At 59.7% G+C, this 15955-nt stretch carries 14 protein-coding genes; 2 read left to right on the top strand and 12 right to left on the bottom strand.

Translation table 11 applies throughout. The features are described 5' to 3' along the window. Positions 1 to 9: 9 nt before the first annotated feature. The 5 genes from ABSE61_RS26000 to ABSE61_RS25980 are packed head-to-tail and all read right to left on the bottom strand — an operon-like array spanning position 10 to position 6719. Complete coding sequence (locus tag ABSE61_RS26000) at positions 10 to 441, bottom strand: hypothetical protein (RefSeq protein ID WP_423874013.1); 432 nt, start codon at positions 439 to 441, stop codon at positions 10 to 12. Between the two features lie 22 nt (positions 442 to 463). Further along, positions 464 to 3646, bottom strand: a complete 3183-nt coding sequence (locus ABSE61_RS25995; RefSeq protein WP_423874012.1) for an efflux RND transporter permease subunit — start codon at positions 3644 to 3646, stop codon at positions 464 to 466. Positions 3647 to 3650: 4 nt separating this feature from the next. Then, positions 3651 to 4793 (bottom strand): efflux RND transporter periplasmic adaptor subunit, encoded by a 1143-nt coding sequence (locus ABSE61_RS25990; RefSeq protein ID WP_423874011.1) that lies wholly within the window; start codon positions 4791 to 4793, stop codon positions 3651 to 3653. Between the two features lie 14 nt (positions 4794 to 4807). Further along, positions 4808 to 5284 (bottom strand): nuclear transport factor 2 family protein, encoded by a 477-nt coding sequence (locus tag ABSE61_RS25985; protein WP_423874010.1) that lies wholly within the window; start codon positions 5282 to 5284, stop codon positions 4808 to 4810. Between the two features lie 10 nt (positions 5285 to 5294). Further along, positions 5295 to 6719 carry an aldehyde dehydrogenase family protein gene (locus tag ABSE61_RS25980; protein ID WP_423874009.1) on the bottom strand — a complete coding sequence of 475 codons (1425 nt, stop codon included), beginning with the start codon at positions 6717 to 6719 and terminating at the stop codon, positions 5295 to 5297. A gap of 831 nt (positions 6720 to 7550) precedes the next feature. On the opposite strand from ABSE61_RS25980, the gene ABSE61_RS25975 reads away from it, so the two are divergent. Further along, positions 7551 to 8168 carry a helix-turn-helix transcriptional regulator gene (locus tag ABSE61_RS25975; RefSeq protein ID WP_423874008.1) on the top strand — a complete coding sequence of 206 codons (618 nt, stop codon included), beginning with the start codon at positions 7551 to 7553 and terminating at the stop codon, positions 8166 to 8168. 726 nt (positions 8169 to 8894) lie between these two features. Here the strand turns inward: ABSE61_RS25975 and ABSE61_RS25970 are convergent. The 7 genes from ABSE61_RS25970 to ABSE61_RS25940 all read right to left on the bottom strand — a co-directional run bounded on the left by ABSE61_RS25970 (position 8895) and on the right by ABSE61_RS25940 (position 15025). Beyond that, entirely contained in the window at positions 8895 to 9851 is a 957-nt protein-coding gene (locus ABSE61_RS25970; RefSeq protein ID WP_423874007.1) for a substrate-binding domain-containing protein, read from the bottom strand. A 275-nt stretch (positions 9852 to 10126) separates the two neighbouring features. Next, positions 10127 to 11071, bottom strand: a complete 945-nt coding sequence (locus tag ABSE61_RS25965; protein ID WP_423874006.1) for a metallophosphoesterase family protein — start codon at positions 11069 to 11071, stop codon at positions 10127 to 10129. Positions 11072 to 11190: 119 nt separating this feature from the next. Then, positions 11191 to 11661 carry a hypothetical protein gene (locus ABSE61_RS25960; protein ID WP_423874005.1) on the bottom strand — a complete coding sequence of 157 codons (471 nt, stop codon included), beginning with the start codon at positions 11659 to 11661 and terminating at the stop codon, positions 11191 to 11193. A 563-nt stretch (positions 11662 to 12224) separates the two neighbouring features. After that, a complete protein-coding gene (locus ABSE61_RS25955) occupies positions 12225 to 13001 on the bottom strand; it encodes an anti-sigma factor family protein (RefSeq protein WP_423874004.1) in 777 nt (258 codons plus the stop codon). 2 nt (positions 13002 to 13003) lie between these two features. Next, positions 13004 to 13672, bottom strand: coding sequence for a sigma-70 family RNA polymerase sigma factor (locus ABSE61_RS25950; protein ID WP_423874003.1), 669 nt, complete (start codon positions 13670 to 13672; stop codon positions 13004 to 13006). 31 nt (positions 13673 to 13703) lie between these two features. Continuing rightward, positions 13704 to 14048, bottom strand: a complete 345-nt coding sequence (locus ABSE61_RS25945; protein WP_423874002.1) for a cupredoxin domain-containing protein — start codon at positions 14046 to 14048, stop codon at positions 13704 to 13706. Between the two features lie 29 nt (positions 14049 to 14077). Then, the gene (locus ABSE61_RS25940; RefSeq protein ID WP_423874001.1) at positions 14078 to 15025 is read right to left on the bottom strand and encodes a metallophosphoesterase family protein; all 948 of its coding nucleotides are present in this window, start codon (positions 15023 to 15025) and stop codon (positions 14078 to 14080) included. 727 nt (positions 15026 to 15752) lie between these two features. Here ABSE61_RS25940 and ABSE61_RS25935 point away from each other — a divergent pair. Then, on the top strand, positions 15753 to 15955 hold a 203-nt coding region (locus ABSE61_RS25935), incomplete at its 3' end, for a hypothetical protein (RefSeq protein ID WP_423874000.1).

Raw genomic sequence — 15955 nt, 5'->3', positions numbered from 1 at the left:
GAACTGACTTCAAAATCGCGTAATCTCTTCCTTGCAGGCTCGTGTGAATCCCCGAAGCAGGTCGAGCTCCTTCACCGCGCTTGCGCCGATGTCCGTAAATTTGATCTCGTCTACGAAATAGCGATCGATGATGGCCTGGAGAACCTTGTCTGCCTCCCTCAGCACATCTTCACCCGAGAACAGCGACATCCTGCTCTTGAGGGAATACAGGTTCACCAGACCAGACGGATCATTCAGCTTGTTCACCATCGAGTCGCTGTGAGCCGAAGCGGCCTCATGCATGAAATCCCCGAAGAGCTTTTCCCGGCGCGCGCGTTCGTTCGAATGACGCTGAATCTTGTGCTGATAGCTTTGATTGAGCCACGTCGTCGCAAACGTCGCGAGCCCGCCGATACTTGATCCGGCGAGCGCAGCTAAAGCGGAGATGTACGCTCCATCCATGTCCTTCGATCCTCGCTTTCATCTAATCGGCGGCGGCCGGCACGGTCGGTTCGGGCAGCGCTCCAGCGGATTTCATCTGGTTGCCATCGGGACGCGTCGCAGGTCTCAACCGCTCGCGAATGGCCTGGAACGTTACGTATAACGGCGGAATCGCGAAGATCCCGAGGAAGGCGGCGAGGATCATTCCGCCAAACACGGGGGTGCCGACATCCCGTCGGGCCAGTTGTGCGGCTCCGGTCGCAACCACCAGCGGCAGCAGTCCGAGGATAAAAGCGAACGAGGTCATCATCACAGGGCGGAAACGCTGCCGGGCGCCTTCAGTCGCGGCTTCAAGGAGCGGCGTGCCGCGTTCCCGCTTTTCCTTGGCGAACGCGACGATGAGGATGCCGTTCTTTGCAGCGAGCCCGATCAATACGACCATGCCGATCTGCGCGTAGAGATCGAGAGTGAGCCCGCCGATCGCCATCGCGATGAACGAACCAAGCACGCCCACCGACACCGACAGCAGCACGGGCACCGGAATGGTCCAGCTTTCGTAGAGCCCAACCAGGAACAGGTACGCAAACAACAACGCGAAGCCGAGGATCATCGTGGTCTTGCCCTCGGCCCGCTTTTCCTGGAACGACGTGTCGGTCCACTCGCCTGCAAATCCTGCTGGAAGCGTCCTCGCCGCAACCTGCTCCATCGCCTTGAGTGCTTGTCCGGACGACACGCCCGGCGCCGGGCTTCCGAGCACACTCACCGCACGGACGTTGTTGTAACGAATCAGCGCCGGTGGGCCGACGACGACGCGAACCTCGACGAGGCTGCGCAATGGAATCATCTTGCCTTCGCTGCTGCGCACATTGATCCGGGAGATGTCATCGACACTCTTGCGATCGTCCGCTTCGGCCTGAACCTGCACTTGCCATCGTCGTCCGTACAGATTCATGTCGTTGACGTAGACCCCTCCAAGCGACGCCTGAAGCGCCTGGAACACCGCGCTTAACGGCACTCCCAGGACCTGCGCCTTGTCCCGGTCGATATCGAGATAGATCGAGGGGTTGGTCGCCGAGAAAGTCGTGAAGACACGGCTGAGATCGTGTTCCTGGTTTGCGGCAACGATCAATCCGCGCAATGTCTGTGCGAGCACTTTCGGATCGCCGCCGCGCAAGTCTTCGAGCACATAGGAGAATCCGCCACCGGTCCCCAATCCTATGATCGGCGGCGGCGCCAACGGGATCACGACGCCTCCCTGGACCTGTCGGAATTTCTCGCCAAGCCGGCCGATCAATGCGTGCACGTCCTCCGAGGCGTCCCTGCGTTCCTCAAATGGCTTGAGGGTGACCACCATGAAGGCCGCATTGGACTGCGAGAAATTGTCGATGAAATTCAGGCCGACAACCGAGATGAAGTCCGCGACCGACTTTTCCTTCTTCAGGATTTCTTCGGCCTGTTGAACCACGTCCGACGTGCGTGCGACAGATGCCCCTCCGGGCAATTGGACGACGACGAACAGGGTCCCCTGGTCGTCCTCAGGCAGGAATCCGGTCGGAATGAACCTGTTGAAGAAGACAATACCGGCCATTGCAGCCACCACCATCACCAGGCCGATGACAGAAAAGCGCACGATACGTGCGATGGCCGCCCCGTAAGCATCGCGCACCTTGTCGATCGATCGCATGACCCATCCGATCGGGCCGCGCCGCGGGCCGTGATGCGGGCGAAGAAGAACCCCGCACAAGGCCGGGGAAAGCGTGAGTGCATTGATAGCAGAGAGGAACATGGACACGGACACCGTCACGGCAAACTGCCGGAACAGCTCGCCGGAAATGCCCGGGATGAAGGCGATGGGAACGAAGACCGAGAGCAGGACAAGCGTGATGGCGATGATCGGCGCCGTGATCTCGGCCATGGCACGCTTCGTCGCCTCCCCGGCCGACAGCTCCGGATGTTCCTCCATCACGCGTTCGACGTTCTCGACCACGACGATGGCGTCGTCGACGACAATGCCGATGGCAAGCACGACCGCGAGCAGGGAAACGGTGTTGGCGGAATAACCGATCGCCTTCAGGACGACGAAGGTGCCGATCAGGCTTACCGGAACGGCGATGGTCGGAATGAGGGTGGCTCGGATGCTCCCGAGGAACAGGTAGACCACGATGACAACGAGAATGAAGGCCTCGATGAGGGTCTTCTGGACTTCATCGATGGTTGCCGTGACGGATGCCGTAGGGTCATAGGTGACCTTCCAGGCCATATCATCCGGAAAGCTTCCGCCGAGTTCGGCGATGCGGGCACGTACATCGTTGAGCGTCTTGATCGCATTTGCGCCGGGCGTTTGGAAAATGGCCACGATGGCTGCCGGCCCAGAGTTGAAGCGGGTGTCGCGATCGAGACTCGAGGCACCGAGTTCGAGCCGCGCCACGTCACCGAGACGAAGGACCGATCCGTCCGGATTGGTGCGTATGGCGATTTTCTCGAATTCGGCGACGGAGGCGAGCCGACCCTTCGTCTGGATGTTGAGCTGCAGCTGCTGGTCATCGGAGACAGGACGCGCGCCAATGCGGCCGACCGCGGCTTGCGTATTCTGCGATTGGATCGCCCCGATGATGTCGCCGACCGTCAGCCCCAGCCCGGTCAGGCGATCGGTCCGGATCCAGGCGCGCATCGCATAGTCCTGCGGGCCCCAGAGCATGGCGTCGCCCACACCCGGCATGCTCTTGATCCGGTCGAGGACATTTATGGTGACGTAGTTGGACAGGAAAAGCGGGTCGTGGCTGTGCTTCGGCGAGTAGAAGGCGATGGCGCCGAGGAGCGCCGAGGACCGCTTCTTGACGATGACGCCCTGCCGTTGAACGTCCTCCGGCAGGCTGGACAGGGCAATCTGCACCCGGTTGTTGACGTTGACGGTGTTGATGTCGGGATCGGTGCCGAGTTCAAACGATGCGGTAAGCGTATAGCTTCCATCGTCACCACTCACGCTCTTCATGTACATCATCTTGTCGACGCCGACGAGTTGCGCTTCGATCGGTTGCGCAACGGTGCCGTCCACGACCACCGAGCTGGCACCTGGATAGACCGTGGTCACGGATACCTGCGGCGGGACGATATCGGGATACTGGGCAAATGGGATTGCCAGCAGTGCGAGAGCGCCTGCAATGGTCGTCACGATCGCGATGACGATCGCGAGCCGCGGCCGATCGACGAAAATTGCCGACAACACGACGTCAGCTCCCGTTCAGTGCGCGGGCGGGCGTCGCATGCACCGCGCTTCCCGGGCGCACAAGCAGCAGGCCATCCACGATGACCAGATCGCCCCCCGTCAAACCTTGTTCGATCACCACACCAGTGTCGATCCCGTCGCCCGGCTTCACCCGCCTGACTACGGCCTTGCTGTCCTCCACCACGAACACGTAGACGCCTTCTTGATCGGCGATCAGCGCAGCCTGGGGTATGACGACTTTTTCCTGCGGCTTCCCGGTTTCGAGCTCGATACGGACAAATTGTCCGTCCACCAGCGCGCCAGCAGGATTTGGAAACGTCGCGCGCGCAAGAATCGTGTCGGTGGCGCGATCGACCTGAACATCGACGAAGTTGATGCTTCCTTCCTCTTGGTAGGTCGTGCCATCGGCGAAACGAAGCCGTGCCTTGATGTCGCTAATATCGACTTTCCGACCCGCCGCTTGTGCGCGCAGGAATTCCCGCTGGCTCACCGGAAAGGTCACATACATCGGATCCTGGCTGACAATGACTGTCAGAGACCCGTTGCCCGGGCTGACGACGTTGCCTTTCGTAATGTTGGTACGGCCGATCTTGCCTGTGATTGGGGACATAATGTCAGTGTATGAGAGGTTGATCCGGGCAGTGGTGAGGTTGGCTTCGTCGGTCATCACTGCGCCCTCGGCCTGTTGGTCCGTCGCTTGCGCCTGATCGCGAGCGACCACGGTCCCGACCTGCTTCTCCACCAGATCCTCGGCGCGGGCGAGTTGCAGGGCGCTTAGTGTTTTCGCGGCTTTGCTGCGCTCCAGCGCGCCCTCGGCTTGTTGGACCTGGGCCTCGAACAGTCCCTTTTCGATCCGGTACAACAACGCTCCTTCCTTGATCAGGTCACCTTCCTTAAACAGCACGCCGTCCAGGTAGCCGGTGACCCGCGCGCGAATCTCGACCCGACTGATCGCCTCGACCCTGCCGACGAAATCTCCAGCTTTCGCTATGGGTTTGCGCTCCGCCTTTGCGACGCCCACCGGAACGGCCGCCGGCTGTTGGGCAAGGGCTGGATAGTTGAGAGCCAAGATAACGAATGTCGCGCAGAGGGTTTGGCGCATGTCGGACCAAAAGCACGCCGCGCCGCTAATGATTTTCAGGGCCATTCGATTGGACGCCGTCATGAGAGTGCGCGCTCATCGATCCAGTCGACAAAGAGCCGGCGCTCTGCAAAAAGCCACGCTCCGTCGATCTTCGCGAAGGTGTCGATGTAGCGGAGCGAAGCGACCATCAAGCGCCGCTTCGCTTCACTGACCGTAACGTGATGCGCGAGGCAGTACGTCTCGCCCGTGCCGCGATCGTCACTCAGCACAAGGATTGTGCTCTGACCGACGAAGTGCGTGGTGGCGTCGTATTTGTTCAGCTCGGCGAACACCGGCGCGAGCGCCTCGCGCGAATGCAGTTCCTGCGTCGGCGCTGGATCCTTGGCGTTCATATACACCACGAAGTTGGTGTCCGGAGTGAAGAGAGACATCTGGCCTTTCGCATCGCGACGATCCGCGCAGTGCGCATAGGCCTCGATGAGCTCGCGGATCGCCAGGCGATCGGCGGCCTCTTCGGGGAATATGGCGGTGTGTTGGCTCATGTTGATCTCCAAAGCGTGATCGTCACGCGGTCGCATCGAGGATAGCCCGCGTCTCCACGAACGCCTCGATCCCGAAGGCCCCGTATTCGCGGCCGACCCCGGAATGTTTGAAGCCGCCCCAAGGCGCCTGGGGATCGTCCATCATGCCGTTGATCACGACTCGGCCGGCGCGTATCTGAGAGGCCACGCGGCGCGCGCGCGAAAGGTCGGATCCAAGAACCACGGCGTGAAGACCATATTTGGAATCGTTGGCGATCCGGATCGCGTCCTCCTCGGAGTCGTAGGCGATGACGGAAAGCACGGGACCGAAAATCTCCTCCCTCGCGATCACCATGTCGTTCGTCACGTTCACGAACACCGTCGGCTTCACGAAATACCCCGCTTCCAATCCCTGCGGACGGCCTTCACCGCCGACGAGTATCTGAGCCCCTTCGTCGGTGCCCTTGCGGATGTAGGATTGGACGCGCTCATACTGCTTCTGCGACACCATCGGCCCGACGGCGATCTTGGGATCGGCCGGGTTGCCCACAACGAAAGCGGACATGGCGCCTACGATCGCGCGCTTGACATCCTCAAGTAGTTTGTTCGGCACAAGCAGCCGCGTCCCTGCGGCGCAGGCTTGACCGCTGTTTAGAAATGCCATGACGAGTGCCACTGGAATCGCCTTGTCGAGGTTGGCATCGTCGAGCAGGATCGTGGGCGATTTGCCTCCTAGTTCGAGCGTGACGCGCTTCATCGTCGCGGCGCCATCGCGCATGATGGATTCTCCAACCGCCACCGAACCCGTGAAGGATATCTTGGCGACGTCCGGATTGCGCACCAATTCAGCGCCGACCACCTGGCCGAGGCCGGTCACGACATTCAAAAGACCGTTCGGAAGCCCCGCTTCGTGCAGGGCCTCCACCAGAACCCGCGTTTGCAGCGAGCTCATCTCGCTCGGCTTGATCACGACCGTGCAGCCGGCGGCGGCGGCGGAAGCCAACTTGAGGCAGATGAACAGCGAGTTGGCATTCCAGGCGGTAATCAGACCCGCCACCCCAACCGGCTCCAGGGTCACCGTCGTCTTGTCCCAACTGCGTGTCCAAGGCATCTCCCTGAGCGCCTGTTCGGCGGCCAGAAATGCATTGATGCCGGACAACACGATCGGTCCGGCGAACTGCACGACACCGCCGTATTCCTCCACCATCGCGACAATCAAATCGTCGAGCCGCGCCAAGGCGGCCTTATGCAGCCGCCGCAGGATTTCCGAGCGTTCCTCGAATGTAGATCGTCCGTAGGTCGCGAACGCTCGATTGGCCGCGGCAATCGCGCGCCGCGTATCCACCTCGTCCGCCAGCATCGCCCGGCCAATCACGTTGCCGGTGGTCGGATTGATGCTGTCCATGGTTTCGCGACCATGCGATTCAACAAACGCCCCATCGATGTAGTGAGTGGTGATCGTTTTCATCGTGTTTCCTCCCGAGCGCGCGAGCGAGCCACCCAAAGGTCCGCTGCTGACCGACCCCATTTACCGCCGGCACCGAGGCGGTGAGCTTGTCGAGGACATCACCAACGCCCAAAAGCAATCGGCCATGTCGCCTCCTAGTCATCGAGAAGAGCGGCGCGACGGCACAGACTCGGTGTCAATGGAACGCATCGATTCTTGAGCGACTTAAATTGTCGGCAATGTGCCGCTTTATCTTTCACGAAAGCGCCGCCCGTTTCACGATCCGACCCCAATTCGGATTGCCTCGGCGCGTTTCCTTTCGCCGCTTGATGAACCGCTCTGATGTCGGTGCCGGATGCGGGCTGCAGTTGACGGCAAATAAGCCGCAACGTTGTACAAAACTGCCGTCCTTTGCTAAATTCGCTCGTAAATGATCCAATCCCGGACCGGCCCGGGCACCTTCGCAATGGCTGGTGGCAAGTGTGACGTTAGTATGCGCGCGACCGGCGGGTCTCAGGTTCACCCCCTCCGCCGATCGGGCGAACCTAAATGGAGGCACGCATGACGTCGAGCGAAGGTTACGGGCGGCGTCTCGGAGAGCGGCTGCGAGCCGAACAGGCGCATACGGTCGTGACGCGCGCACTGAGCACGGCTGACATGGCTGTCACGGAGACGCGATGCGATGAGCCGGTGGTGGAAATGAGCCACTCGATCCAGCGAGAGAACGCCTATCTAGTCGCTTTGTCGCTTCGCGATTTTCCCGATCGCCAATATTGGGAAGACGGGCGCCACATGCCGGTACATAGCTTGCGGACTGGGCAAGTCGATTTCCATGACTTGAGACGGGATCCTGTGGCTCTTCTCGACAAGCCGTATCACGATCTCTTTTTTTATTTGCCGGACAATGCGCTGCACGCGATTGCCGACGACGTCAACGCGCATCGGATCAGTGATCTGGACCACGGTTCCGCGCCGATCGACGATGTAACGATTTCCAGTCTCGGGCGGGCGCTGCTTCCGGCCCTTAGCCGCCCTGACCAAGTGAACCAGTTGTTCGTCGACCACATTCTATTCGCGCTCGGGGTACATGTTGCGCGGAAGTATGGCGGCATGCGGCCGATTACACGGGAGGCCCGAGGCGGGCTTGCACCGTGGCAGGAGAGACGTGCCAAAGAGATTCTCAGTACCCATATCGATGGTCGCTTGATGTTAAAAGAAGTGGCGCGAGAGTGCGGCTTATCGGCGAGCCATTTCTCGCGTGCTTTTCACCGCACCCTCGGGGCGGCGCCCCATCAGTGGCTTTTGAAACATCGCATCACGGTAGCAAAGGAGAAACTCCGCGATCGCCGAATATCATTATCGGAGGTGGCTTTGGCATGCGGCTTCACCGATCAAAGTCACATGACGCGGGTGTTCACCCGCTTCGTCGGTGTAAGTCCGGGTGCCTGGCGGCGATCTCGGCTCGACTAGAGGGTTGTTGAGCCGGAAATCGAGAATTCGTTTGTGTCCAGATGAACGGCGCACGGCCCCAGAGTTATGATGCCCCTCGATAATCAGGGAAGCGGGATCGAGCAATAGCAGGCCGGCACGAGCTGCATACCGCGACCTTGGCCTGATGCGATTAAGGCATTTTTGAACAAGCGGAGGCGTTATCCTTCAGTCCTTCTTCGTGTCAGTATCGTATGCATGGAGTGGACGACTAGGAACGCTTGAGCTACGCAACGATCGCGGGCGCCCGCCTCATAAGATAGCTGCCGATGGAACGGAATAACCTACGTAACCCTCAACGTCACGCAATCAGCGGATTTTCTTGCTCCACGCCCAACGTAAATTCACCTCCTCCCAGATCGAACAATGACGAAGCGCTTGAGCTTTCCGAAGGCGACCGAATCCATTTGAGTGAACTCGGCCGTTCCCGGCATCCTCGAGATATTAAGAAGAAGGGCACAATTGTCGGGTCTACGCGGTATCCGAGCAGCCTGCGCATCCTTTGGGATGGCTCGCGCTGGCCAATCGCAGTTCACAGAGATTATCTTCAACTCCTCAACGAGGAGGCCTCAAAATGCCGGTGAACGATCAACGCACGTTTGCCGCAACGGTACCGCCGGTCGGGAGATCCAATTTCCTGCGGTAGCGTTTTGTCGGTGGAGGTATACCAGCAACCTTCGCTGTCAGCTTCCCTTGCGCGCACCCCAATCACTCGACCTTCGGCTTGAGGAGTTCCTGCGAACGCGCGGAGCCCATGTTGGCCTTGGTGACAAGGGTTACCCCCGTATCGACGTTGGCCGACACCTGTTCGCCCTTCGAGGCGGCGAGCGCGATCTTGACGCCCTCATAACCCATGCGAAAGGGATCCTCCACCACGAGTCCGGTGATTACGTCGTCTTGCAGGAATTTAACGAGCATTTCGTCCGAGCCAACGCCCACCACATTGATCTTGTCATCCGATTTCTTCTCGGAAATGGCTTGGCCCACCGCCACCGTCATGACCGGATCAGCGACGAACACGCCGCGCAAGTCGGCGACGTTGGCGATGAGATCCTTCATGATATTGATACCGGTCGCCGCATTGCCGTCGGCAGTTTTTTCGGCAACGATATCCAGCGCTCCATACTTTGCGGCGACCACCTCCTTGAAGCCCTTGGCACGCTGATCTAGCGCCGCAATTCCAGGCATCGCCGTGATGATCGCGACATCACCTTCGGTGTCAGCATATGACCTCGTGATTGCCACAGCGAGAGCATCTGCGGCGATGCGACCTGCATTAAGATTATCGGTCGTCAAAAGCGACGTCATCGCCTTGGAGTCAGCGGCAGACTCGATGCCGATTATCTTGACCTTCTTGGCGGCCTCATCGATAGGCTTTCCAAGTGCCGCAAAATCCGCGGGCGCGATGACAATTGCCACCGGATTTGAGGCGACCGCCGTTGAGAGGATGTTGATTTGACCGTTCGCGTCGGAATTGCCGAATCCAACAACGTTGACACCAAGATCCTGACCGGCCTTACGCGCGCCTGCCAGCACGGCCCGCCAATAGGGCGATGTCGTGTCTTTCACGATGACCGGTATCGTCGGTTTTGTCTGCGCGACGACTACGGCCGCACCCAGCGCAATGCCAGCGATGATGCTGACCATTATTATAGACTTCTTCATGATCGTACTCCGATATTGAGACCCGGCTGCCCCTCAATGGGGCCTGCAATCGCCTGATCGATTTTGTGTTGGTGCGCTTGAAAATTCGATCCGAACCGTCAGTGCGGAGCGAGCGTTTTTTTGGGGTACGGTGCCGTGTCATCAACACCCGGAACCTTTAGCTAGGGAGCCGCAAAGGACCCAAGCAGCGGTGACACGGCTGCCGTACCACTGGCACACAGAGAAAACTTCAGTAGGGACCTGAAGAACCAATGTGCTAGTGATCCGACATTGGTTTAGCTCGCCGCGAGCGGTTGATCGGTAACCGCGAGCAGCTTTTGGCCCTGGGTGTAGACGACAGTCCTGATGCCAAGGACGGAACGAAGCTTTTCGGCCGGAACGACCAAAGGCAGCGGCGCTGGAGCCGCGCCCGGCTCCGGCTGGGGAAAGGCCGTCGACCGCGCGGTGTGGAAGGTGACGTTGCCTTCGGTTTTCTGCATCAATTGATGAATATGACCATTGAGCACCGTAACTGATCCGAACCGCTTCAGCATCGATAGCGCTTGCTCGGAATCTTCGGTACCCCAGCCCCAATCCCTGGAGATCGTCCACAATGGGATGTGCGCGAAGACGACGATCGGCGTGGAATCGGAAAGGCCCTTCAGATCATCGACAAGCCAAGCCAGTTGCTCGGCCCCCAGCATGCCCATGCCACCAGCCTTGAGGTTCATCACATTGTTGAGGCCGATGAAATGGATGCCGTTCTGATCGAAGGAATACCAGCCGGTGCCCTTGGTATTCTTTCCGTACCGCTCGAGATAGGACTTGAGCGGCACCTCGTCGAGATTGTCGTGCTCGCCCGGCACGTAATGCACGTCGAGACCCACGCTGCCGATAACCTGAGCGGCGTCGTCGAATTCCTTGGGCTTCGACAAGTGAGTGATGTCGCCGGTATGGAGCATGAATGCCGGCTTGTTGGGAAGCGCCTTAACCTTCGCGATCGCCTCTTGCAGCGTGCCGAGTGCGTTGGGATTGGCTTTCTTGTCGAAGCCGACATGGCTGTCGGAAATCTGCAAGAACGTGAATGAATTCGTAGCGGTTGCCGCCGCGGCCTCACTCAGCAGACCGAAAGACTTCGGGACGCCACCTGAAACCGTCCATAGAACGCCGGTGCCGGCCCAGAGCATGCACTCGAGAGCATGACGGCGATCGATACCGTCATCGTGATTATCATGCGCCATTTGCGTTTCCTCTTTTTTTGCGACCAGCGACGAAGCCGGACACGCACTTGACCGAGGACTCGAGAAAGTTATTCCCGCTCGCGATGTCGTGAGCACGAGATCTGATGAAACTCCAATCGTCATGGAGTCGCGTGCTGCGTCGCAATCATCAGCAACGACTGCAACCTATTCGAGCGATGCAAAGCAGATGATGACCTTCCCTGCATCACTGATTTTGCTGAAGTTGCGCCGACGCCGAAGATGAAACGCAGCGCAACACGCTGCCGCCGTGACCGGTCATCGCAAGCTTCCGCGTAGATCGTCGAAATTAGCCGCCCTATCGGCGGATGACGAAGAGTCACAAGATCATCAACACAACGTGCGCGACGGACACCCTCCTCGCCGCCGTGCTTGTCTTTCGGCTCAGCAACTTTGGTCGTGATACCGAGCGCGGTATTGAGCTCGCGGATATCGTCTCTCTTTGCACAATCGCGAGTGAGGTTGATCGGTTCACGGGTTTCGATCGCAAGTTCACCCTTCTTGTTTGTTTGATGAGGCGGGCGGCGCGTCGAACCTGACAAAGCACGTAAAGCGATCGATTGCGTTCTCATAACTATGTCAAGGAACATTGACCGGCCGTCGCCAAAGACAAAATGCGCTGGGGGAATTTCAGTGTGCTTGGCCGGGTCAAGCGAGCGCGAACCTAATCAGCTTCGTGCGCATCGAAGCGCTCACGCCACACGGAGAACGCGAAATGACCAAAATGAAAATACTGAGTGCCTTCATAGTTCTTTCCGCCACCGTCGCCACGCCAGTGTTAGCTCAGGAAGCCGGGAAGTGGGGGCCAGGAAGCCTTTACGGTTTGGATTCACGGTCCAGCCCGCGTGGAGCGTATAATCAGTTGAACGGGCCGTCCTATACCGCCACCCGAGCGCGGGACCACTGGGATCCGGCGGACTCCGGCAACAATGAAAGAGACCCGTCGATAACGGGCGGCGAGGACACGACGCGCCGCCCTCCCAGCAGCTAATTCCGTCGGGGCGTCGGGACGCATGTAAGGATGTGTCCCGCACCCTACAGATGTTGACGTATACTTTGATATTACCGCAGGGCGCTGCCGTCTTCCGACAAACTCACGCCGTCGTCCCATCCGAAAATAAGCAACCTGCTGGGACTATTTGATCTCTGGAGCTGCGGCCTCGGCGGCCGAAAATGCGCTTTCAAATACTGCCAGATCTGCGCTAGGCAGGTCACATACTGCAACGTAGGTGAAATTCGCGTCGCTCCAGCTTCGAACATTATACCCGGCGATTGTCTGCCCAGGAACTGCTTGGCCGGGCCGCAGCGTCGTAAGGCTAACGGTATGCGCCGCGTGCTTGTAGACGATCGTTGCCACCGGACTGTTGCCGATCACATCGACGCGGCCACCGAGCAAGGAGAAGCCCTGCGCGGCGAGGTCAGGCACCTGGGGCGATTCCGGCAGCCGCGAGGTGAACCACGGTTTGACGGAGTGACGGTCGGAGGATGCTATATCAAATGGCTGGGGCGCCAACAGCCCGCGGATATGGCCGGCGACCACTTCGCTCGCGACCGTATCGTCCTGGCCGAACCGATCGATCGTCTTCAACACGGAGCCGGAAATGACGGCGCCGAACACGGCGGATGCCGCCAGCGCTTGGAACGACCAACTACGTCGGCGCAGAACCGTGACGTTACTCGGGCGCTCCGCGTTCACTCTGGCCTGAATCCGTGCCTGCAGGTCAGACGGCACGTCGGCCAGCGGAAGCGAGCGAACGGCCAGCTGCAGCGCACTAAGGCGCGAATAGCGGGCCCGCAGGGATCCGTCGGCCGCCAGGCGTCGCTCGAACTCGGTCGCGGAAGCGGGGTCGAGTTCGCCGTCGCAATAGGCGGTCAACCGCAATTCGTCGTTGTCTCTCAGCACTGCGACCATGATTACTTCCGATCTCCGAGCAGCGCCGTCAGGAGTTGTCTTCCTCGCGACAGGCGGGACATGACGGTGCCGAGGGGGACGTTGGTGATCTCGGCGATGTCGCGATAGTTCATCTGGTTGATTTCCCGTAGCACGATCACTTCGCGGAACTGCGCCGGCAACCGCTCGAGGGCCGCCTGGACCTCCTCGGCGTCGGCCCTGAAGAGGGCGATGTCCTCGGGCGTCTGCACCTTTGTCCCGTGCGGACCCTCATGCTCGATCTCCTGTTGCTGCGTGGCGCTCAGGTCGTCGATGAACACCGTCTTCGATTTGTGTTTCGCGAGCCAGCTGAAGGCGGTGTTGCGCACGATGGTCAGGGACCATGCGCGGGCGTTGACGGCACCGAAGCTCTTGATGCCGCGGAACGCCCGTATCGCGGCATCCTGCACGATGTCTTCCGCATCCGAGGCGTTGCCGGCCAGCCACTGCGCGAGGCGGTAGGCCTCGGCCATGTGCGGGAGGAAGATTTCGTCGAACGCGGCGCGGTCGTCCTGGTCGTTCGCGGCGGCTACCGGCATCCTCTCTTGGCCAGACGCGTGGTCCGGGCCTTCCGCCCGGTCTTTCAGCATGTCGGGTTTGGGAGGAGCGGCGCTCCGGAAACCCGTCCGATGCGCCGCCAGTATCGTGGTCATGCTTGATTCACCAAGACCGCTCAAGATGCGCCTACTTGACGATGATCTTCCCCTGCATGTGCGGATGCAGGCCGCAGAAGTAGTCGTAGGTGCCGGCGTTGGCGAACGTGAACGAATACGAATCGTCGGTGTCCAGCGCCTTCGACCGGAAGAGCTTGTCCTTGTTGACGACGTTGTGCGGGATGTCGTCGTGGTTGACCCACTTCACGGTCGTGCCCACCGCGACCGTCAGTTCCGGAGCGGTGAAGGTGAAGTTGTCGATGGTGACGACGTTTTCCTCCTGCGCTGCGACGGCGCCGAACGCCAGCAGAGCGCCGGTGATCGGACCCAGGAGCATCGCGGCGATCACGGCGCGACCCGGGCGGAGATGTTTCATGGGATTTTGCATGGGATATGTCCTCTCGATCAGGCGAGCGTCTTGTCGATGATGGCGAGCGGCTTGTTGCCCTGCATGACCGTGACGGTCGACAGGCCAAGCTTGCTGCGGAGCTGATCGGCAGGAACGACCATCGGTCCTGGCGAAGGCGCCGAGCCGGGGGCCGGCTGCGGGAACGCCGTCGACAGCGCCGTGTGGAAGGTCATGTTGCCTTCGATCTTCTGGGCGAGCTGGTGGATGTGGCCGTTCAGCACGGTGACCGAGCCGAAGCGCTTCAGGAGATCAAGCGCGCGCTGGCCATCTTCCGTACCCCAGCCCCATTCCTTGTAGAGAACGTAGAGCGGGATATGAGAGAAGACCACGATCGGCGTGGACTTCGAGCGATCCTTCAGATCCGCTTCGAGCCATGCGAGCTGTTCGGCGCCGAGATTGCCGAGACCGCCGCCCTTCAGGTCGACGACGTTGACGAGGCCGATGAAGTGGACACCGTGATCATCGTAGGAGTACCAGCCGGCGCCCTTCGAACCCTTGCCGTAGCGCTCGAGATAGGCCTTGCCGCGCTCTTCGTCGATGATGTCGTGCTCGCCGGGGACCCAGTGCGTCTGCAGGCCGGTCTCGGCGAAGACCTTGTCGGCGTTGTCGAACTCGGCGGGCTTGGACAGATGCGTGATGTCGCCGGTGTGGATGATGAAGGACGGCTTGGTCGCCATCGCCTTCACCTGGGCGACGGCCTCGCGCAGCGTGCCCAGCGCGTCCGGATTGGCGGCCTTGTCGAAGCCGATGTGGCTGTCGCTCATCTGAAGGAAGGTGAAGCCCTTGGCGGGCGCGGCGGCAGCCGCTTCACCGATCAGCCCGACGGAATGAGGGACACCGCCGGTGATGGTCCAAAGGACGCCGGTCCCCGCCCAAACCATGCATTCCAGAACTTCGCGACGACCCAATCCCTTCTTCCGATCGTCAGGGCCTTCGTTAGACATACGTATTCTCCCTATGGAGCCGGGCTCCAGATGGCGCAGGATTGCGCGTACAGGGAAGGACTCGGATGCTGAAGGCTTTATTCCCAGGCCGAAAGCAACTCGGTTCCGGCGCTTATCGACCGCGGCGTAACCGGCCTTCTACAACTTGGCGGCGACTGATCGGAGCCGCTGCACGGAGCGCTCCAAGTTGAAAAGACGGCAGCAAGACCGACGCTTGCGCGCCCGACCTCTCCAAGCTGCCGCCCGCTATTGAGCGGTCGCAGAAATCATCGGATAGCTTTGCCCACTCTTCCAGCCGTTGAAGATACCAATCTAGCTTCGCTAATCTGAATTCAAGCTCACTCTTGGAAGCAACTTCCCTGCGGCGCCGATTCATTCTTACTCCGTCAGCATTACATTGGTATCGCGGCGGCGTTCGGAACTTGGTTAAATCCGTCGTCACTGCCGAATATTTCTCAATAGAAATAATAGTAAGATATCCAACTGAGGATCTGGAATGAGCCAACTTCAGTTCAACCAAGTCAACGAATTATCTTGATCATGTTGATCAATCACGTCGTCTTGTTTTTAAGCGCCCCTCTAAGATTGCGTGGTCACTTGAAGAAAGTCCACACACAGTTTCCATGTTGTCGGGCATTGGATCTCGGCATCGCTGATAAGGCTGTGTGACATTGCGGGACTTTCTTGGGAGGCATCGGGGTTTGGTTCAATATAAGAGCTATTGCAAGTGGACCATTTCAAACCGCCAAAGATTCAACAACAGGCCATCCAAGCTCGATTGAACTACTTCCTAGGCGCTGCGGAGTACGACCGCCTCTTCGTCGCCTTCGAAATCGTTCGCATCGAAAATGAGGTGCTTACCGTGGGCGTTCTACCCGCTTGCACAAGCGAGGTTCAGGACGAATATTCCTGGCACATCGCTATCGTTGC

It is taken from the genome of Bradyrhizobium sp. (genome assembly GCF_049519115.1).
Lineage (GTDB): Bacteria > Pseudomonadota > Alphaproteobacteria > Rhizobiales > Xanthobacteraceae > Bradyrhizobium.
This window is presented reverse-complemented; position numbering and strand designations above follow the sequence as displayed.

Coding starts and splice junctions, on each gene's coding strand:
- ABSE61_RS25945 (WP_423874002.1), bottom strand. CDS start 14,048: ATGAAACATCTCCGCCCGGGTCGCGCCGTGATCGCCGCGATGCTCCTG.
- ABSE61_RS25990 (WP_423874011.1), bottom strand. CDS start 4,793: ATGGCCCTGAAAATCATTAGCGGCGCGGCGTGCTTTTGGTCCGACATG.
- ABSE61_RS25970 (WP_423874007.1), bottom strand. CDS start 9,851: ATGAAGAAGTCTATAATAATGGTCAGCATCATCGCTGGCATTGCGCTG.
- ABSE61_RS25980 (WP_423874009.1), bottom strand. CDS start 6,719: ATGAAAACGATCACCACTCACTACATCGATGGGGCGTTTGTTGAATCG.
- ABSE61_RS25965 (WP_423874006.1), bottom strand. CDS start 11,071: ATGGCGCATGATAATCACGATGACGGTATCGATCGCCGTCATGCTCTC.
- ABSE61_RS25955 (WP_423874004.1), bottom strand. CDS start 13,001: ATGGTCGCAGTGCTGAGAGACAACGACGAATTGCGGTTGACCGCCTAT.
- ABSE61_RS25960 (WP_423874005.1), bottom strand. CDS start 11,661: ATGAGAACGCAATCGATCGCTTTACGTGCTTTGTCAGGTTCGACGCGC.
- ABSE61_RS25950 (WP_423874003.1), bottom strand. CDS start 13,672: ATGACCACGATACTGGCGGCGCATCGGACGGGTTTCCGGAGCGCCGCT.
- ABSE61_RS25940 (WP_423874001.1), bottom strand. CDS start 15,025: ATGTCTAACGAAGGCCCTGACGATCGGAAGAAGGGATTGGGTCGTCGC.
- ABSE61_RS26000 (WP_423874013.1), bottom strand. CDS start 441: ATGGATGGAGCGTACATCTCCGCTTTAGCTGCGCTCGCCGGATCAAGT.